At 67.6% G+C, this 18,121-nt stretch carries 18 protein-coding genes; 6 read left to right on the top strand and 12 right to left on the bottom strand.

Features of this window, described 5'->3' with window-relative positions; translation table 11 throughout:
- The first annotated feature begins 108 nt into the window (after positions 1 to 108).
- A complete protein-coding gene (locus GH266_RS20645) occupies positions 109 to 1,929 on the top strand; it encodes an ABC-F family ATP-binding cassette domain-containing protein (RefSeq protein ID WP_158195514.1) in 1,821 nt (606 codons plus the stop codon).
- Positions 1,930 to 2,075: 146 nt separating this feature from the next.
- Here the strand turns inward: GH266_RS20645 and GH266_RS20640 are convergent, their stop codons facing one another.
- The 8 genes from GH266_RS20640 to GH266_RS20605 all read right to left on the bottom strand — a co-directional run bounded on the left by GH266_RS20640 (position 2,076) and on the right by GH266_RS20605 (position 9,315).
- Positions 2,076 to 2,309, bottom strand: a complete 234-nt coding sequence (locus tag GH266_RS20640) for a hypothetical protein (RefSeq protein ID WP_158195513.1) — start codon at positions 2,307 to 2,309, stop codon at positions 2,076 to 2,078.
- Positions 2,306 to 2,761, bottom strand: coding sequence for a group III truncated hemoglobin (locus GH266_RS20635; protein ID WP_158195512.1), 456 nt, complete (start codon positions 2,759 to 2,761; stop codon positions 2,306 to 2,308). The genes GH266_RS20640 and GH266_RS20635 overlap by 4 nt, the downstream gene beginning before the upstream one ends.
- Positions 2,758 to 3,198 carry an Rrf2 family transcriptional regulator gene (locus GH266_RS20630; RefSeq protein ID WP_158195511.1) on the bottom strand — a complete coding sequence of 147 codons (441 nt, stop codon included), beginning with the start codon at positions 3,196 to 3,198 and terminating at the stop codon, positions 2,758 to 2,760. The genes GH266_RS20635 and GH266_RS20630 overlap by 4 nt, the downstream gene beginning before the upstream one ends.
- Before the next feature lie 132 nt (positions 3,199 to 3,330).
- A complete protein-coding gene (locus GH266_RS20625; RefSeq protein ID WP_158195510.1) occupies positions 3,331 to 3,885 on the bottom strand; it encodes a GDYXXLXY domain-containing protein in 555 nt (184 codons plus the stop codon).
- A complete protein-coding gene (locus GH266_RS20620; protein ID WP_158195509.1) occupies positions 3,882 to 5,231 on the bottom strand; it encodes a DUF2157 domain-containing protein in 1,350 nt (449 codons plus the stop codon). The genes GH266_RS20625 and GH266_RS20620 overlap by 4 nt, the downstream gene beginning before the upstream one ends.
- 134 nt (positions 5,232 to 5,365) lie before the next feature.
- Positions 5,366 to 6,862, bottom strand: a complete 1,497-nt coding sequence (locus tag GH266_RS20615; RefSeq protein WP_158195508.1) for an inorganic phosphate transporter — start codon at positions 6,860 to 6,862, stop codon at positions 5,366 to 5,368.
- Between the two features lie 96 nt (positions 6,863 to 6,958).
- Positions 6,959 to 7,468 (bottom strand): NUDIX hydrolase, encoded by a 510-nt coding sequence (locus GH266_RS20610; RefSeq protein WP_158195507.1) that lies wholly within the window; start codon positions 7,466 to 7,468, stop codon positions 6,959 to 6,961.
- 206 nt (positions 7,469 to 7,674) lie between these two features.
- Positions 7,675 to 9,315 (bottom strand): peptide chain release factor 3, encoded by a 1,641-nt coding sequence (locus GH266_RS20605; RefSeq protein ID WP_158195506.1) that lies wholly within the window; start codon positions 9,313 to 9,315, stop codon positions 7,675 to 7,677.
- 177 nt (positions 9,316 to 9,492) lie between these two features.
- Here GH266_RS20605 and GH266_RS20600 point away from each other — a divergent pair, with 177 nt between their 5' ends.
- Together GH266_RS20600 and GH266_RS20595 are read left to right on the top strand one after the other, a co-directional pair.
- Positions 9,493 to 10,062, top strand: coding sequence for a DUF2585 domain-containing protein (locus GH266_RS20600; protein WP_158195505.1), 570 nt, complete (start codon positions 9,493 to 9,495; stop codon positions 10,060 to 10,062).
- A gap of 36 nt (positions 10,063 to 10,098) precedes the next feature.
- Entirely contained in the window at positions 10,099 to 11,088 is a 990-nt protein-coding gene (locus GH266_RS20595) for a hypothetical protein (RefSeq protein WP_158195504.1), read from the top strand.
- On the opposite strand, the gene GH266_RS20590 is transcribed toward GH266_RS20595, so the two are convergent.
- Complete coding sequence (locus GH266_RS20590) at positions 11,015 to 12,847, bottom strand: glucosamine inositolphosphorylceramide transferase family protein (protein WP_158195503.1); 1,833 nt, start codon at positions 12,845 to 12,847, stop codon at positions 11,015 to 11,017. The two genes, GH266_RS20595 and GH266_RS20590, sit on opposite strands and share 74 nt — an antisense overlap.
- A gap of 207 nt (positions 12,848 to 13,054) precedes the next feature.
- On the opposite strand from GH266_RS20590, the gene GH266_RS20585 reads away from it, so the two are divergent.
- From GH266_RS20585 to GH266_RS20575, 3 genes are all read left to right on the top strand, one after another.
- A complete protein-coding gene (locus tag GH266_RS20585) occupies positions 13,055 to 13,711 on the top strand; it encodes a ParA family protein (protein ID WP_158195502.1) in 657 nt (218 codons plus the stop codon).
- The gene (locus GH266_RS20580; RefSeq protein WP_158195501.1) at positions 13,708 to 14,442 is read left to right on the top strand and encodes a DUF697 domain-containing protein; all 735 of its coding nucleotides are present in this window, start codon (positions 13,708 to 13,710) and stop codon (positions 14,440 to 14,442) included. Before GH266_RS20585 ends, GH266_RS20580 begins: the two co-directional genes overlap by 4 nt.
- A 184-nt stretch (positions 14,443 to 14,626) precedes the next feature.
- Complete coding sequence (locus tag GH266_RS20575) at positions 14,627 to 15,265, top strand: YcjF family protein (RefSeq protein ID WP_158195500.1); 639 nt, start codon at positions 14,627 to 14,629, stop codon at positions 15,263 to 15,265.
- A 254-nt stretch (positions 15,266 to 15,519) separates the two neighbouring features.
- Here the strand turns inward: GH266_RS20575 and GH266_RS20570 are convergent, their stop codons facing one another.
- The 3 genes from GH266_RS20570 to GH266_RS20560 are packed head-to-tail and all read right to left on the bottom strand — an operon-like array spanning position 15,520 to position 17,985.
- A complete protein-coding gene (locus GH266_RS20570; RefSeq protein ID WP_158195499.1) occupies positions 15,520 to 15,741 on the bottom strand; it encodes a hypothetical protein in 222 nt (73 codons plus the stop codon).
- Positions 15,738 to 17,114, bottom strand: coding sequence for an ABC transporter substrate-binding protein (locus tag GH266_RS20565; RefSeq protein WP_158195498.1), 1,377 nt, complete (start codon positions 17,112 to 17,114; stop codon positions 15,738 to 15,740). Before GH266_RS20565 ends, GH266_RS20570 begins: the two co-directional genes overlap by 4 nt.
- A 4-nt stretch (positions 17,115 to 17,118) precedes the next feature.
- On the bottom strand, positions 17,119 to 17,985 hold the full coding sequence (locus GH266_RS20560; RefSeq protein WP_158195497.1) for a prohibitin family protein: 867 nt from the start codon (positions 17,983 to 17,985) through the stop codon (positions 17,119 to 17,121).
- Positions 17,986 to 18,121: the final 136 nt, after the last annotated feature.

Here is an 18,121-nt window from a genome sequence, read left to right as displayed (position 1 = left end):
TCCGTCCTAGGACGGTGCCGAGCCGCGCAGGCAAACAGGCAGCGCGGCCGCAGGCTGCCGGCGCGCGCCCGCACCGACATTCCCGATACAACCCCGATCCGGACACACATGGCCCCTCCCCTTCTCCACCTTCGCGACATCGCCCTGACCTTCGGCGGCACGCCGCTCCTGACCTCGGCCGAATTGCAGGTCGGCGAAGGCGAGCGCATCGGCCTGGTCGGGCGCAACGGCTCGGGCAAGTCGACGCTGCTGAAGATCGCCGCAGGGCTTGTGGAGGCCGACAGCGGCGAGCGCTTCGTGCAGCCGGGACGGACCATCCGCTACCTGCCGCAGGAGCCGGACCTTTCCGCTTATGCAACCGTGCTCGACTATGCGAGCGGCGGGCTGGCGCCGGGCGACGACCCGTACCGGGCGCAGTACCTGCTGGATGTGCTGGGCCTGACGGGCCGCGAGGAGCCGGGACGGCTGTCGGGCGGCGAAAAGCGCCGGGCGGCGCTCGCCCGCACGCTGGCGCCGGAGCCTGACATCCTGCTCCTCGACGAGCCGACCAACCATCTGGACCTTCCGGCCATCGAATGGCTGGAGAGCGAACTCGCCTCGATGCGCTCGGCCATCGTCCTGATCAGCCACGACCGACGGTTCCTCGCCGATCTCACCCGCGCCACCGTGTGGATCGACCGGGGCGTTGCCCGGCGGCTCGACAAGGGCTTCGCCCATTTCGAGGCCTGGCGCGACGAGGTGTTCGAGCAGGAGGAACGGGACCAGCAGAAACTCGCGCAGAAGATCAAGCGCGAGGAGCACTGGATGACCTACGGCGTCACGGCCCGGCGCAAGCGCAACATGCGCCGGGTGCGCGAACTCGCCGACCTGCGTGCGCAGAAGAAATCCCATCGCGGGCCGCAGGGCAGCGTCAGGATGACGGTGGGCGAGACGGAGGTTTCCGGCAAGCGGGTGATCGAGGCGCGCAGCATCTCCAAGGACTACGGCAACGGGCCGGTGGTGAAGGACTTCTCCATCCGCATCCTGCGCGGTGACCGGGTCGGCCTCGTCGGCGCCAACGGCGCGGGCAAGACGACGCTCTTGAAGCTGCTGACCGGCGAGCTGCAGCCCGACAGCGGCGAGGTGATCCTCGGCTCGTCGCTGACCATGGTGACCATGGACCAGTCGCGCGAGACGCTGAAGGACGACGAGACCGTGGCGGAGGTGCTGACGGGCAGCGGCGGCGACACGGTGATGCTGCCCGACGGGCCGCGCCACGTGATCTCCTACATGAAGGACTTCCTGTTCTCGCCCGAGCAGGCGCGCACGCCCGTCGTCGCGCTGTCGGGCGGCGAGCGCGGCCGGTTGATGCTGGCGCGGGCGCTGGCCCGCTCATCGAACCTCCTGGTGCTCGACGAGCCGACCAACGATCTCGACCTGGAGACGCTGGACCTGCTGCAGGAGATGCTGTCCGACTATCCCGGCACGGTGCTGCTGGTCAGCCACGACCGCGACTTTCTCGACCGGGTGGCGACGTCGACGGTCTTCGCGGAAGGCGACGGGCTGTGGCGCGAATATGCCGGCGGCTATTCCGACATGGTGATGCAGCGCGGCGAAGGCGTCGCGGCTCGCAAGGGCGCGGGCGATGCGGGCGGCGCCAAGCCCTCAGTGGCGAAGGACAAGCCCGCCGAGGAGCGACCGAAGAAGAAGTCGCGCCTCAGCTTCACCCAGCAGCACCAGCTGAAGACCCTGCCGAAGGAGATCGAGAAGCTGGGCAAGGAGATCGGCAAGCTGCAGGGCGAGCTGGAGGACCAGGGCCTCTATGCCCGCGATCCCAAGCGCTTCGACGCCTTGATGGCGAAGCTCACCGAGCTGCAGACCAAGCTCGCGGAGGCCGAGGATACCTGGCTGGAGCTGGAGATGCTGGCCGAGGAAGAAGGGGCGGACTGAGCCCGTCCCTTGCAGCGACAGACAGCGACGCTACAGAAGCAGCGCGACGACGAGCCAGATATAGAGCGGCATGGGGGCGGCGACCCACAGCAGCAGCCAGGGCCAGAGGACCGGCCGGGCGGTGTCTTGCGTGCTCATGGGCGTGCTCATGCGATGCTCTCCGCGATGTTCCACAGGGTGAGAAGGACCACCGCCGCGATGCCGGCGGTGAAGCCGTATCTGGCGGCACGGAACAGCGCGCGCCCGGTCGCGTCCAGCGCCGGCACGCGCGCGACGGCGCGGTCCTCGATGATGCCGATGGTCAGCGCCGCGAGATAGATCGCGAAGAACAGGAACGTGGCGACTTCCGCGCCGATGACGACAAGACCGACGGTGCTCATGTGCGTTCTCCCTTAGCGAGGATCGGGGGCAGCCCGGAGATGGCGAATTCCAGGCTCTGCGCGATGCGGCGCGCCCGCTCCATGAAATAGGGGACGGCCTCCGGATGCGGGGCCGTGTCCTTCAGGACCTGTTCGAAATGGCCGAGCCAGATGGCGAAGTGCCGGGGCTCGAGGGCCGTCAGCTTCACATGCGCCGGCACCGGACGACCGCTGTAGCGGCCGGCATTCATCGCGACCGAGGCCCAGAAGTCCTTCATCTTGGCCAGATGCGGCTCCCAGTCGTCGGCGATCTCGGCCTCGAAGATCGGGCCGATCTCGGGATCGCGGCGCACGCGGGCATAGAACGTGTCGACCAGCACCGAGATATAGGCATCGTCGATGCCGAGACGGGCCGCGGCGGCCTGGATCTCGGCCCGGCGCTCGTCGGCGCTGCGGATGCGGATGTCGCTCATGCCGCCTCTCCCGTGAGGATGTCCTTGAGGCCGGCATTGCCGGCAACGAGGTCGTGGATCGTATACTCGTCGAGCACGGCAAAGAAGGCCTCGCGCGCCCGGAACAGTGCCGGTTTCAGCTGGCAGGCCGGCGTGATGCGGCAGGTGCCGTTGCCGCCGGGAAAGCAGTCGACCAGCGCCGTCTGCAGCTCCAGCCGGCGAACGATCGCCCCGACCCGGATCCGGTCCGCCGGCTGCGCGAGCCTGAGCCCGCCGCTGCGCCCGCGCACGGTCTCCACGAGGCCCGCATGGGCCAGCGCCTGGGCGACCTTCATCAGGTGATTGCGGGAAACGCGGAAGGTGTCGGCGACATCGGCGATGGTGACGAGCACGCCGTCCATGACGGCCAGGTGCATCATCATCCGCAAGGCGTAGTCGGTCTGAAGGGTCAGGCGCATGCCGGTTTCCTTAAAAGCAGCATTTGATATACCTCTTTTAAGGCGAGCCATCAACGCAAACCGCCCCGGCGATGGCCGGGGCGGCTGCGACAAAGCGACCGGGGCACGGGCCCCGTCTGAAAGGAGACTGCGCTAGAAGGCGCTGTCCTTCAGCAGCACCTCGCCGTCGGCGACAAGGCGCAGCGGCGCCGAGCGGCCGTCCGCGGAGACGGCAACGACGAGACGCACGCGGTCGCGCGGCAGGCGCTCGATCTCCAGCCCCTGCCCCTCCGGCACGAAGAAGGCATCGAGCCCGTAGTCGATGCGCAGGACCGTATCGGACGCGCTCGGCGTGCTGCTCACGCGGCCCTTGAGGGCGATGCGGCCATCAGTGGGTGGTGCCGACAGCACGGCGACGGCACGGGAAATGCCCTCGCCGTCCGGCGCCACCACCACCCAGACGTCGTCGCCGCCGAACACCTCGGCCGGGACGCCGATGCCGGTGTCGACCAGCTGGATCTCCGGATTGAGGATGACGTAGTCGCCGCGCAGCAAATCGCGCGGATCGACCGGGCGTAGCGCCAGGGTCACTTCCTCGCCGAACCAGTGGACCTGCAGCCGGTCCGCCAGCGGCAGGCCGACCAAGGTGAGCTGAAGCAGGCCGGCAAGGCCCCAGCGGACCCAGGGAGAGGCAAGAAGCGCCTTCATTGCCCGCCCTCCGCAGCTGCGACGGAGCGTTTTCTCAGGCGCCGCGCAGAGACGATCGCAACCGCCACCAGCAGCAGGCCGGCAACGAAGAAGAAGACCGACTGCCCGAGCAGCGAGCCCACCGTCTCGTAGAGCAGGTAGAGCAGCGCGGCGGCAAGGCCGAGATTGCCCCAGGCGCTCCAGGCGGACAGCGAGGCGGCCGATCCGGCCGCGCTGATGGCGACGAGGGCCGCAAGGGTGACGGCGGCCAGCACCACCGTGTTGCCCGGCAGGAAGACCAGAACGAGCGGGCAGGCAATCGCCAGCACGGCGGCAGCGGCAAGCATGTGGACGGGCCGCGAGGCCGGGCTGCGCAGCCCCTGCCAGACAAGGCCGGCGAGCACGAGGGCAGATGTCAGGTGCAGCGGCCAGACATGCGGCATCTCGCTCGCAACCTCTTCCGACACCGTCTCGACGAACCCGATCACCAGGCTCAGCAGCACCGTGCCGACCATGATCATCACGCCGAAGCTCGCCGCCGAGTGAGCAAGGGCGCCGACGTCTTCCGACCGGCCCGCCGTCGGCGTCTGCGAACCGGACAGGAGATAGCCCCAGACTGCCAGCAGCGCGCCGAAGGTCGCGCCGACGGGCAGGATGGAGAACTCCATGTCGCTCGACGAGAGCAGATAGCTGACGTCGAGCCAGGCTGCGAACAGCCAGCCATAGACGCCGGCCAGCAGCAGCAGCACCAGCCAGCGGCCGGCAAAGGAGGTCATGCGCAGGACATGGGCAAGGCAGGCCGTCAGCAGAGCCAGGGCGATGACCACCTCGGCCTGCGTCGGGCGCGGCGGATCGCCGATCCACGACAGCCAGGCGAGCGAGGCGACGGCGGCGACCACCAGCGAGGAGCGCGAGGCGCACAACCAGGCGGCGGCCAGGGCGCCAATGGCAACGAGCAGCGCCCCGCCCGCCCAATCGGACGGCAAGTGGTAGATCTGCCCGACAAGGGCAAGACCGGAGACGAAGACGAGCGTCGCGAACATGGTGGCAAGGTCGGCGACGGTGCGCTGGCCCCGCGCTGCCATGGCGGCGGCAAAGCCGTGCGCCGCCAGCAGCAGCACCGCAATGCCCGTCAGCTTGACGGGGCGCGGGATCGCCTCCCAGTTGGCCGCGACGAAGGCGGCGACCGCGAGCGCCAGGCAGATGGTGCCGATGCCGGCGAAAAGCGCAGGAAGGCGCGACCAGCCGGAGGGCGTCTCGCCGATCTCGGCCCGGATCTGCGCCAGCCCGTCGGCGCCGATCCACCCCTTGGCGGACCAGCGGGCAAGATCCGCCTCCAGCTGTTTCAGGTAGCTTGTGCGGTTCATCAATTCACTGCCCTTCCCGTGCGGGACTCACAACGGTTCTCGTTCCGCCCAGTGAGGACGGATCAAGCCTCCCGTCAAGTCGTCACGAATCGCGAAGGATTGCGCCGAAATTCGGTCCGGCACCGGGCTGGCGCTCACAGGGCCGCGGACAGCAGCAGCCAGATGATGGCGGCGAGCGAGCCGCTGGCCGGGACGGTGACCATCCAGGCGCTGACAATGGTCAACACATGGGCGCGGCGCACCAGCATGCGCCGGCGGATATCGGCGGGCTCGCTGCCGTCGGGCTGGGCAAGCAGGTCGACGGGATTTTCCGCAAGACGCCGCCGGCGCTCCCGGTTCATCGTCCATTCGCGGTAGAAGCCGACGCCGAAGATCGCGCCCACCGCGGTGTGGGTCGAGGAGATCGGCAGGCCGGCGGCGCTGGCGAGCAGCACCGTTGCGGCGGTGGCAAGCAGGACGCAGAACGCGCGGATCGGGTTGAGCCGGGTGATGCGCTCGCCGACCATGCGCACGAGGCGCGGGCCGAACAGCAGCAGGCCGAGCGAGATGCCGAGCGCGCCGACCACGAGCACGGGAAGCAGCAGCCCGCCGCCGGGCGCGGCGATGCCGCCCTGGCCGAGGGAGGAAAAGATGGCGGCGACCGGACCTATCGCATTGGCGACGTCGTTGGCGCCATGGGCGAAGGAGAGGATGGCGGCGGCGACCACCAGCGGCGGGCGGAACAGCTTGCGCAGCGACTGGTTACGGTCGTCCATGCCCTGCGAGGCGCGGATCACCGCCGGCCGCGAGACGGCATAGGCGATGGCGGCAGCGGCAAGGGCAAATGCTGCGACCGGAAGCGGACCGGCACCGCGCAACGTCGGCAGACCGACAAGGATCAGGTAGAGGGTGAAGGTGCCGGCCATGATCGCGAAAATGACCGGTAACCAGCACCGCGCGGCGGCAAGACGGTCATCGCCGGTGAGGATGCAGCGCCGGATCAGCCACAGCAGCAATGCAGCCGACAGGCCGCCGAGCACCGGCGAGACCAGCCAGCCGGAGGCGATGGCGACCAGCATGAACCCGTCCAGCGCCACCGCGCCGGCGGAAATCATCCCCGCCCCGACCACCGCACCGACCACGGCGTGCGTCGTCGATACCGGCGCGCCGATCACGGTCGCCAGGTTGATCCACAGGGCGGCGGCGACCAGGGCGGCAAGCATCGCCACCGGGAAGTCATCCGGCCGGGCGAACTGGTCGGCCGAAACGATGCCGGATGCAATGGTCGAGACGACGCCGGAGCCGGCCAACAGCGCGCCGGCGCTTTCGCACAGGGCGGCGAGCACAAGGGCGCTGCCCATGGTGAGCACGCGCGCGCCGACCGCCGGGCCCATGTTGTTGGCGACATCGTTGGCGCCGATGTTCAGCGCCATGTAGCCGCCGAGCACCAGCGCCGCCGTCAGCAGGAACCAGTGGGAGTTCTCGGCCAGCAGCAGGCCGGCAAGACTGCCGACGACCACGAGAAACAGGAAGCCGAAACCGAGCGCAACATAGGAGCGCGACAGATAGGTCGTCGCTTCCTCGACATAGGTGAACTTGTCGAGGTCCTTGTCGATGGTCGTGCGGTTGCGGGAGGTCTTGCTGTCGCTCATGGCGCCATGCTGCGCGCAAAACGTAACGATCCGGCGACGGCCGCCCCAGGCGAAGGCTGCAAGTCCATCACCTGCCGATGAACAGGGAGACGGAAATCACCGCAACGCCTCCAGAAGCCGGGCATTGCCGAGAATACGGGCGAGCTCCGGCTCGTGGACGTTGCGGGCCGCGTCCTGGGGCGCGAACCAGCGCAGCTCGCGCTGGCCCTTTTCCGGCCAGTCCTGCGCCTCGTCGGCAACGGCAAGCGGAAAGACCTGCACGCGCACGCGGCGGCGCAGCCCGTTGTCGAGAAGCTTGCGATAGAAATAGCTGCCGAGCGGATCGCGGCCGATACGGCCGGAAAGACCCGCCTCTTCCCAGGCCTCGACTGCAGCCGTCTCGCTGAGCGAACGGCCCTTTTGCGGCCAGCCCTTGGGCAGGACCCAGCGCCCGGTATCGCGGCTGGTGGCGAGAAGCACCAGAAGGCGCCCCTCAGCATCCCGCCGCCAGGGAAGGGCTGCGACCTGCACCGCCTCCGGCTTTCCGCCGAGCCAAAGGCGCAGGGTCTCGAGCACGCGTGAGACGCGGGTCGATGCCTTCGGTACGGTCGGGAATGCCAGGGCCATGGCAACAAGCCCCCTTCGGTCACTTAGCCTTTGACGAAACGCATGGAATCATGAAGCCGTCGAACAAACGGCGTATCGGTATTAAATAGGATGCATTGCTGTGCAATGCAAGGAAAAGGCGCACTCATTACGCCTTCCGTGTCCTCACCCTGCACTTCCATGCGCCGTGAAGCGGCCTGCAGCGCGCGCCCCGGCGCACCCCAGACTCACCCTTCCGGCGTATGCACGATCTCGCGGGTCTCGCGGAAGCGGATGTCCGGGTTCTTCTCTCCAACGTAGTTTACCTCCCAAGAGTTCTTGAAAAGGTAAACGGGCCGGTCGTCGCGGTCCTGGGCGACGCTGGAGGGGTTGGACTCCAGGAACTTGCGCAGCTTGAGCTCGTCGTCGCACTCGATCCAGCGCGCGGTGCTGAAGGGCGCCGCCTCGAAGCCGATCTCGGTCGCATATTCGTTGCGCAGGCGGTCGACCACCACGTCGAGCTGCAGCACGCCAACGACGCCGACGATCCAGTTGGAGCCGATCTGCGGCTTGAAGATCTGCACGAGGCCTTCCTCGGCGAGATCCATCAGGCCCTGGCGCATCTGTTTGACGCGCATCGTGTCGGACAGGCGCACGCGGCGCAGCACTTCCGGCGCGAAGGCCGGCAGGCCGGTGACGTGGATCTCCTCGCCCTCGCTCAAGGTGTCGCCGACGCGCAGCTGGCCGTGGTTGGGCACGCCGATGACGTCGCCCGGATAGGCGGTCTCGGCAAGCTCGCGCTCCTCGGCGAAGAAGAAGATCGGCGCGGAGACGGCAATGGTCTTGTTGGCGCGCACATGCTTCAGCTTCATGCCGCGCCGGAAGGTGCCCGAGCACAGGCGCACGAAGGCGATGCGGTCGCGGTGCTTGGGGTCCATGTTGGCCTGCACCTTGAAGACGAAGCCGGTCACCTTCGGCTCTTCCGGGCGGATGATGCGGGTCGTTGCCGGCTGCGCATGCGGCGCGGGGCCGAAACGGGCGATGAACTGGATGATCTCCTCGACGCCGTAATCGCGCAGCGCCGAGCCGAAGAAGACCGGCGTCATGTGCCCTTCGAGGAACGCCTCGCGGTCGAAGGCCGGATAGGCCTCGGCCCCGAGCTCGACATTCTCCTCCAGCTCGGCGAGCACGTTCGGGAAGACACGCTCGGTGAGCGCCGGATCGTCGAGGCCGGAGACGTCAACGATGCTGTCGAAGCGGGTGCCGCGCCCTTCGGACGAAGTGAGGAAGCGCTTCGCCTGCCAGTCGTAGACGCCGAAGAAGTCGGAGCCCATGCCGACCGGCCAGGTCATCGGCACCACGTCGAGGGCCAGCGCCTCCTGGATCTCGTCCAGCGCTTCCAGCGGGTGGCGGCCTTCGCGGTCGATCTTGTTGACGAAGGTGATGATCGGGATGTCGCGCAGGCGGCAGACCTCGAAGAGCTTGCGCGTCTGCGTCTCGATGCCCTTGGCCGCGTCGATGACCATGATCGCCGCATCGACGGCGGTCAGCGTGCGATAGGTATCTTCCGAGAAGTCCTCGTGGCCCGGCGTGTCGAGCAGGTTGAAGGTGATACCGTCGCGCTCGAAGGTCATGACCGAGGACGAGACCGAGATGCCGCGTTCCTGCTCGATCTTCATCCAGTCCGAGCGGGCGCGGCGGCGCTCGCCGCGCGCACGGACCTGGCCGGCAGCGCGAATGGCGCCGCCCGACAGCAGCAGCTTTTCCGTCAGCGTCGTCTTGCCGGCGTCCGGATGCGAGATGATGGCGAAGGTCCGGCGCGACAGGTGGCTTGCCGCGTCCGGCCCCGTCTCCCGGCCGCCTTCGGCCTGGACTTCGGTGAGGCTCATGCGCTCTCCATGGAATTTCGTGGCGCGGTGCCGATTGCGGCCCGGTTTCGTGGCCAGAGGTCTAATCGTTTGCGCCGGCAAATTCCAGTGCCGCTTGCGCATGGCCGCGTTACCGCCCATAGCTGGCGGCTCAAGCGAAGTCCTCCCCCGAAACGGCCCAATGCAGGATACCCCTCGATGACGCTTTCGCGAAAAGGCGCCCTCCCCCTTCTCGTCGCGCTCGCCTTGATCGCGCTGACCGCCGTCATCCTGCTGGCCATGGGGCGGGTGCCGATCTGCACCTGCGGGGAAATCAAGCTGTGGACGTCGGACGTCACATCCTCCGACAATTCGCAGCATATCGCCGACTGGTACATGCCTTCGCATGTCATCCACGGGATGCTGTTCTACGGCCTGTTCCACCTCCTGACGCCCAGGCTCTCCATGGGCTGGCGGGCGGTCGGCTCGATCTTCATCGAGGCGGCGTGGGAAATCGTCGAGAACAGCCCCTGGATCATCGACCGCTACCGCGAGGCGACCATCGCAGCCGGCTATACCGGCGACAGCGTGCTGAACTCGGTCTTCGACGTGCTGTGGATGCTGGTCGGCTTCTGGCTGGCGCTGCAACTGCCGGTCTGGGTGACCGTGCTGCTGGCCATCGCCATGGAGCTGGTCGCACTCGCCGTCATCCGCGACAACCTTACCCTCAACGTGCTGATGCTGGTCTGGCCGGTCGACGCGATCCGCGAGTGGCAGCAGGCGCTCTGAGCAGCCGCAGCAAACAAAGGCCAAGGAAAGGGACCCATGTCGTTCGTCACAGGCCTGGTGCTGGCCGCAATCGGCGGCGGTGCGGCCACGGCCATCGCCGTCCACGATTTCTTCGAAGGCGAGACGCTGATCGCCGACCTTTTTCGTGCGCGCAGGCTGGCGCGGCGCGACATCGCCGAGCTGGACCGAAAGGCGCAGGCCGCCGAGGCGCGCGGCCCGGTGGTGACGCTGACGACGATCCCGAGCCGCATCGAGCATATCGGCATGACGCTGAAGAGCCTGCTCGACCAGTCGCTGCCGCCGGCGGAAATCCGCCTCAACGTGCCGCATCACTCGCGCCGGGAAAACTGCGGCTACGAGATCCCCGAATGGCTGTCGAGGCTTGCCACCGTCACCATCGTGCGCTGCGAGGATTTCGGCCCGGCGACGAAGCTGTTTCCCAGCCTCACCGCCCTCGATGCGGATGCCGCCATCGTGGTGGTGGACGACGACCGGATCTATCCGCCGGATTTCCTGAAGGTGCTGGCGAGCGAGGCGGAGGTCGATCGGGATGCGGCCATCGGCCTCTCCGGCTGGGTGGTGCCGGCCGACCTGACCGACCGCCCGACGACGATCCGCAGCAATCTCTACATGCAGCCGCCGACGCCGATCCGCGCCCGCCGGCTGCGCAAGCGCTACGAGATCGACATCCTGCAAGGGTTTTCCGGCTATCTGGTGCGGCCGCGCTTCTTTCCCGACATGGAGGGGATGCTGACCCATCGCGGTGCGCCGCCGGCGGCGTTCTATGTCGACGACGTGTGGATCTCAGGGCATTGCGCGGCGCGCAAATACGTGGTGCCGGCGGCACGTGCGGGCTTCCAGCTCATCACCCGCCAGTCGTTCTACCGGGCCAACAGCCTGGGTAAGGTCAACAGCGGCGAAGGCACGCCCGAAAGCCGCAACAACACCATCGTCATCCGTCACATGGCGGATCGCTGGACGGTGGGCGGCCATCGACTGGCCGCAGGCGGCGACACGCCGCGCTGACCGCCGCAGCGATCTCGCCGGCAAGACCGGGCGCACCCGACAGGAAGCGCTTGGCCGCCGGGTCGAGCGCGCTCAGCGCGCGGCCGATCCACGGCAGGCCGGAGACGAAGCCGACCCGGGCGCGCACATCGAAGGCGATGACATCGTCATGCAGGACGATGTGGTGCGGCGAGGCCAGCTCCGCGAGGCGCGCCAGCGGATGGTCGCGCTCGGCCGGCTCCTCGCGATAGCCTTGCGCATCGAGACGCGTAATGCGGCGGAGCTCGGCGCCCTGTCCGTAATAGGTCAGGTTCTTCTGCATGACGCGCAGGAGGCCGGTCTCGTCGCGCAGGATGCTGCCCGCGCCGCGGCCGAAGCCGTAGTCCCCATCGGCGAAGATGCCCTCGGCGTTGACCGGGTGCGGCTCGAACGCGCCGGTGAGCAGATCCTCGCTGCGATACAAGGCGAGCGTGCGCGCGCCGTCCTGCCCCAGCGGCTTGCCGCAGGTGAGGATCCACCAGGCGCCGTCATGGCGGAAAAGCGCGCTGTCGACGGCATCCGCCTGCTCGAAGATCCGCCTCACCCGGCGCCAGCGGTCGGGGAAACGGTCGCAGACATAGAGATCGAGCGCCTGCAGCGCGCAGGTCTCGGGCAGCATGTAGAGCGCGCCGCCCGCCTCGAAGAGGAAGGGATAGGACGCGTGCTCGCGCAGCGGCAGGACGGGCATCAGCGGACCGGGCTGCAGGTCCTCGCCGAGTTCCATCGCAACGAGGCGGCCGAGCTGCTCGGGATAGCGGAACTCCTCCACGAAGAGCCAGAGCCGCCCGTCCCGCCGCCACAGGAAAGGATCGGCGTAATAGCTGAGCGCGGGGCACGGCACCGGCGTCGGCGCCCCATCGCCCGCCCGCATCACATAGGTGCGGAAATTCTCCTTCGGCCAGCGGTGCATGCCGAGGATGCGGCGGCGGTAGAAGTCCTGCCAGCGCAGGTTCGCCCGGTCGCCGGCCTTGTAGAGCCGATACCAGAGACGGGCGAGCGGATCGCTCCAGCGCGGGCGGGCGGGGTCGAGCTTGTTGCGCGAGCTCATCCAGCGCACCGGATGGGGCGAGCTGATGTCGATGTCGCCCTCGTTCAAGACCAGGCGACCGGCGGCTTCGGCCCGGAACAACAGGATCGACAGGATCGCCTGATCGGCATTGTGGCTGTTGTCGCGGGCCGCCGGAATGAAGACCTCTGGGTCGAGCGCCAGGTCCGCCCAGTCGATGAGAATGTCGCGAGCGATCGGCTGCTCCAGGTCGAAGCCGACGACGCCGCCGACCCGGATGCGGCGATCGAGGAAGGCGGGATCGACGCCGAGCCGCTCGCGGATCGACACCGCGCAGCGCTGCGCCAGGTTCGATTGGCCTGAGAGGGTATAGACGCCATGGCGGGCAAGCTCGGCGAGCGGCTCTGCAAGCGTGCCGTGGAAGAGCGTCGCGCTGTCGAACCAGAAGATCCGCCCGCCGAAACGCTCGGCCGCATCGGCGATCACCAGCGGCTTCCAGGCGTAGGTCCCGGCGGACGGCGCGACATGGGCGGGATAGGGCACCAGGCTGAAGGGCAGGAATTCCGCAAACGGAAACCGGGCGGCCAATCGCGCCCGTTCGCCCGGATCGAGGCCGAGATCGTAGACGGCGATGCGGGCGTCCCTGTCGAGCCCCTTCGCCTTCACGCTCGCCAGATATTGCGCCAGCGTCGGGGCGAAGGCGGCATCGGCGGCGGTGACGAGGGTGAGCGACATGAGAGGGTCCCGGAACGGTGCGGCAACGGGGATCGCGCCCCGGCATGTGCGTTCATGTCGGAGACCGGCGGCAAGCGCAAGCGCAGCCGGCGAACCGCCCGGCATCCCTTGGCCGAAACGCCCATGGGATGGGCATCCCGTCCTTGCGAAACGCGCTATAGTTAACGCAGTGCAAACGGGGAATCAGCTTAGGGGAGCAGACCGGCCATGAGCGCGCAGGTCATCACCGTCGCGTCGCTGAAGGGCGGCAGTGGCAAGTCGACGCTTGCCAGCTGCCTTGCCGTCTACTGGCGGATGCGCGGCTGGCGGGTCCTGCTGGTCGATGCCGACCCGCAGCATTCGGTGCTCCGGCTGGCGGCGCGCGAGCAGGCGCTCGGCGGGCTGCCGGTGATCGCCCGCGCCGACCGGGACATGTGGAAGGCGGTGAAGGAGCAGGCCGGCGATCACGACCTGATCGTCGTCGACACGCCGGGCTTCGACAGCGAGATCACCGCGGCGGGCCTTGCGGTCGCCGACCTGGTGCTGATCCCGGTCAAGCCGTCGCCGCTCGACGTCGACCGGATGACCGACACGGTCGGCCTGCTGATGGCCGGCGTTCAGGGCTGGGCGCCGACCTTCCGCTGCGTGCTGACCCAGACGACGCGCGGCAGCGTGATCGCCCGCCACATCCGCGCCGAGCTGGAAGAGGCCGGTTTCCCGCTGCTGCGGCAGGAGCTGCAGAACCGGGTCTCCTACGCCGAGGCCGCGCTCTACGGCGCGACGCCGACGCTGACCCAGCCGGACGGCGCGGCGGCGCAGGACGTGCAGGACCTGGCCGGCGAGGTCGAGGCCCTGCTGGCGACACGAAAGGTGCGCAGCGCGTGAGCCGGAAACTCCCCAGGACCTTGCAGCGCACGATCCACGACATCCGCCGCGAGATGCATGCGGCGGAACAGGCGCAGGACACGCCGCAGGCGCAGCCCGCCGCTGCCGCTACGGCAAGCGAGCCGGCCAGGAGGGCGGAGGCCAAGGCGGCTTCGCCGCAGGCAGGCCCCGCCCCGGAGGCGGACGTGCCGGCGGAGGCCCCTGCCAACGCATCTGCCACGGCCTCCAGCGGGCAGCCGGAAGCCGCGGCCAAGACCACGGCAGAACGGGACGATGCAGGGCGCACGCAGGTGCCCCCTTCCCAAGGCCGCGCCCTGACGACGCGGCCGCCGACGGGCACTGCGCTGCGCCGGGCGCGGGCGCGGCTGATCATCGAGCGGCATTCGACGCTGGCGGGACTTGCCGGCTTCGTGCCGCTGCCATGGGTCGATCTTGCCGCCGTCGCCGCCCTGGTCGCGCGGATGCTGCGGGAACTGTCGCGCTGTTACAGGATCCCGCTCGACCGGGACCGCAGCGGCCGGATCGCCCTGTCGCTGCTGGCCGGCGTCGGCGCGCCGGGCATCGCCAGCTTCACCACCACCAGCCTGCTCAGGATGGCGCCGGGTCCGAACCTGGTCGGCATGACCGTGACCGCCGCCGCCGCCGTCGCCCTGACGCGGGTGATCGGCGATGTGTTCGTGGAGCGGCTGGAACGCGGGGAGCCGGTCGAGGGGGCGGGCACCAAGGGTTGAAACGGACCGAGGGGCGAAAATCGCGCCGAAAGCAGGGCCGCAACAGCTTGCAAGTCTTTCCTTTTTCGATTCGAAAGAGTACCGTTTCCTCGGAATTTCCCGGAAATCATTCAGTCCGCTTCCGGCGGCAGCATTTCGGATCCTCGCGCAACAGGCGCCTTCGGACAGCATCAGGAGAGTTTGGATGGCAACCAAGAGCACTGCCGAGAAGACCGCTGCGGCCAGCGACGCCGATATCGAGGCGGACGTGGAAGACGTGATCGAGGGCGGGGCTCCGGAAGCGGCCACGCTGTCCGACGACGACATCGCCCGCCAGCTCACGGCCGAGAGCCTTACCAAGGACTATGTGCTCGCCTCCGTGGCGGCCAGCATCGTGCCGGTGGCGATCTTCGACATCGCCGCAGTGGTGGCGATCCAGCTGCGCATGATCCAGAAGCTGTCGCAGCTCTACGGCAAGCCCTTCTCCGACAAGATGGGCCGCAAGGTGATCTATGCGCTGGCCGGCGGCGTGCTCGGCTACGGGGCCGGCTATGCGGTCGCGGCGAGCGCCACCAAGCTCATCCCCGGCATCGGCTGGATGGTCGGCATGGTGTCGCTGCCGGTCGTGGCCGGCGCATCGACCTATGCGGTCGGCCGTTCCATCGCCCGCCACTACGAGGATGGCGGCTCGCTGATGGACTTCGACGCCAGCAAGATGCGCGCCTTCTATAAGGAGCAGTTCGAGAAGGGCAAGGAACTGGCCAAGCGCGCGCGCGACCGCACCAAGGGCGGCGCCGAGGCCGTGGCCGAGACCGTCGAGGAGACGGCCGCCAAGGCGTCCTGACGGCTTCTGCTGACAGGGATCGGGGCGGCTCCACCGGGACGCCGCCTTCGACGCTCTCAAAAAACATGATCGCCGCGAATGCTGGAGCCAGCGTTCGCGGCGTTTTCGTTTTCAAAGGTCGGTGCGTCGAGGCCGCGTCCGCAGAGGCCAGGCGGCACAGACTCCAGGCTTGCGGGTGGCAGGCTTGCGGCCGGCGGCGCCGGCCGGAACGGCCGCGAGCAGGTCAGCCTGGTCAGGTCAGCCGGGCAAAGCGCTCAGGCGCCGCCGGACCGACGACGCGGATCGCGCCGGCGGCCGCCAAGCCCCGCCCAGCGATCGGACGCCAGCAGCACGATGACACCGACGACCGGGCTGAACAGGAAGGCGACAAGAAAATTGCCGACGAAGCCGAAGCGGGTGTCGCGGCCGAGCATGCCGATGATCCAGCTGGCGATGACCCAGATGAAAAGTACCCACGGGTTGACGAAGATCGTCATGGCACGGTGTGCTCCTTGTTGGCAGCGGGATCAGGCATCAAGGCGCTGTCGTCCCCACTCCTTTCGATAATGTCGGACGACCACTCCAGAGGCTTGCGGTAGCTTGCCACCGTCTGGAACCGCGTTCCATCGTGGCGCACGACAAAAACGTCGGTGTCCGTGATCAGTCCCTTCGTATTGAACACGATCTTACCCGTAACGCCCTCGAACGGCACGCCATAACGGGCGACCTTGAGCGCATCGGCAATTCTGCCGGGATCCAGGGTGCCGGTTCGCTCGGTGACTTCCTTCAGCAGCATCACCGCATCGTAACCGAGTGCAGCGCTCAAGTCCGGCATCCCGTTATACTGCTGCAGATAGGAACTGACGAAGTCGGTGGAGAGGGCATTGACGCTTTCGCTGTCGAAGAGCGAGACGCCGATCACGTCCTTCATCTTCTGCCGCCCGACATGGTTCTCGATGGTGTTGGAGAACATGTATTCGAGCCCCAGCACCGGCTTGTCGAGACCGAGCTCCCGCGCCCGGCGGATGAACTCGGCCGTGTCGAGGGTCAAGGCCGAGGCAACGAAAAAGGCGTCGTAATCGCCCTTGCCGAACAGGTTGTTGTCGAGAACGAACATGAGCAGTTGGTCGACGGACCGGCCATGACCGGGCAGGTAACCACGGAACACCACGTTCCCGCCCTGCTGGGTGGCGACCGCGCTGAAGAAGTCCCCGGCCTCCTTGCCGTAGTCGCTCTTGTCGGTGAGCACGAGGAAACGCTTGAGCCCGGTTGCCAGCGCGTACCGCGCGATCATCTCGGTGTTGTCGCTGTTGTCCGGCTGCAGCGCGAAAAGCAGGGAAAACCCGTGATTGGTCAGCGCCGAGGCGGTCGCATGCGTGGCGAGATACAGGATGTCGTTCTGATTGTAGATCGCGCTCGCGGTGATCGCCGTGTCCGACCATTCGTGGCCGATCACGCCGAACAACCCGTTCTGGCGAGCCACCTCGCCGGCAAGGCGCATGGTCCGGGCAATCGTCCTTTCGAACCCGCCCTCGCCGAAGGACACTTCCTCGCGGTAGAGCAGCAGCTCCAGGTCCTGACCGAGGATGCCGCCTTCGGCGTTCACCCGCGCTGCGGCGAGCCGCGCGCCGTTGGTGAAGCTGTTGACCTCCTCGTTATCGGCATAGACCAGGCCGATCTTGACGGCGCTCGACGTGTTGCCGCGCATGATGTCCACATAGGCCATCACACGCTCGCCCACCGAAATGCCGCTCGATGCGACGATCACCGCGAAAAGCGCCAGCCAGATCAGGGCGATACCGGCAACCACCCGCAGCCAGGCAGCCTTGCCTGCAGGCCGGATGGTCTTGGCGAAAGGCTTCCTGGCCATCCGCCTACCTGTCGCCGCCGAGAATGAGCGGCAAGCCGTCCTTGCCCGAGCCGATCACGACCGTCTTGGCATTGGGCGAGGATGCCAGCTCCTTGGTCGCCTGCACGCCCTGCCAGCGCAGCAGGTCCTCCGTCAGGCTCTGCTTGATGACGTCCTGGTAGCGGCGGATACCCTCCGCCTCGATGGCCTTGCGCTCCGCTTCCTGCTTCTCGATGCCGATGCGGTATTGGTAAGCCTTCTCTTCCTCCAGAAGAGTGAGCTTGCGTTCGACCGCCAGGCGCACGGCCGGCGGTAGCTCGACATTGCGCACCAGCACATCGTCGATGATGACGTAGCGATCCTCGACATTGGTCAGGCTGTTGACGACGATCGATTCAAGGAAGCCGCGGCGGCTGGTATAGACCTCCTCCGGGGCATACTGGCCGACGGCCCGGCGCAGCACCGCCTCGGTCTCGGGAAACACGATCTTGTCCAGGTATTCGGGTCCGACCGTGACATGCAGCAGCGGCAGCAGACGCAGGTCCGGCTTGTAGCGCACGGCGATTTCCAGATCGACGGGAAGACCGCCCTGGGTCAGCAGGCTGTATTGGCGCTGCTCGGTCTGCAAGCGGACGTTGTAGACATACATCCGGTTCCAGGGCCACATGATGTGGAGCCCCTCGCCATAGATGTTGCTCATGTCCGTGCCGGACACCCAGCGGTAGAGCACGCCGGCCTCGCCCGAATGAATGGTGACGACCACCCGGTTCCAGAGCGTTACCAGTCCGACGCCGAACAAAAGCAAAACCAGCAAAGTATAGATCTGGACTCGACGCTGGCGTTCGCTGCGAAGAAATTCTTCATAATCTTCGAACTCATCGTCCAGTGCCATTCGGCCGACTCGCCAATTTTTACAGTGAACAGGGCGGCAGTATAGGGCGAGCCCCGCTGCGGTTCCAGCCTGCTATAAGCCCGTCTCTTGCCTTCAATTGCAAGGCCGGCCACGCCTTCGCCCACACACAAGTTGC

It is taken from the genome of Stappia indica (assembly GCF_009789575.1).
In the GTDB taxonomy this organism is placed as follows: Bacteria; Pseudomonadota; Alphaproteobacteria; order Rhizobiales; family Stappiaceae; genus Stappia; species Stappia indica_A.
Note: the sequence above shows the minus strand (reverse complement) of the source record. Positions and strands in the feature narration are given on the sequence as shown.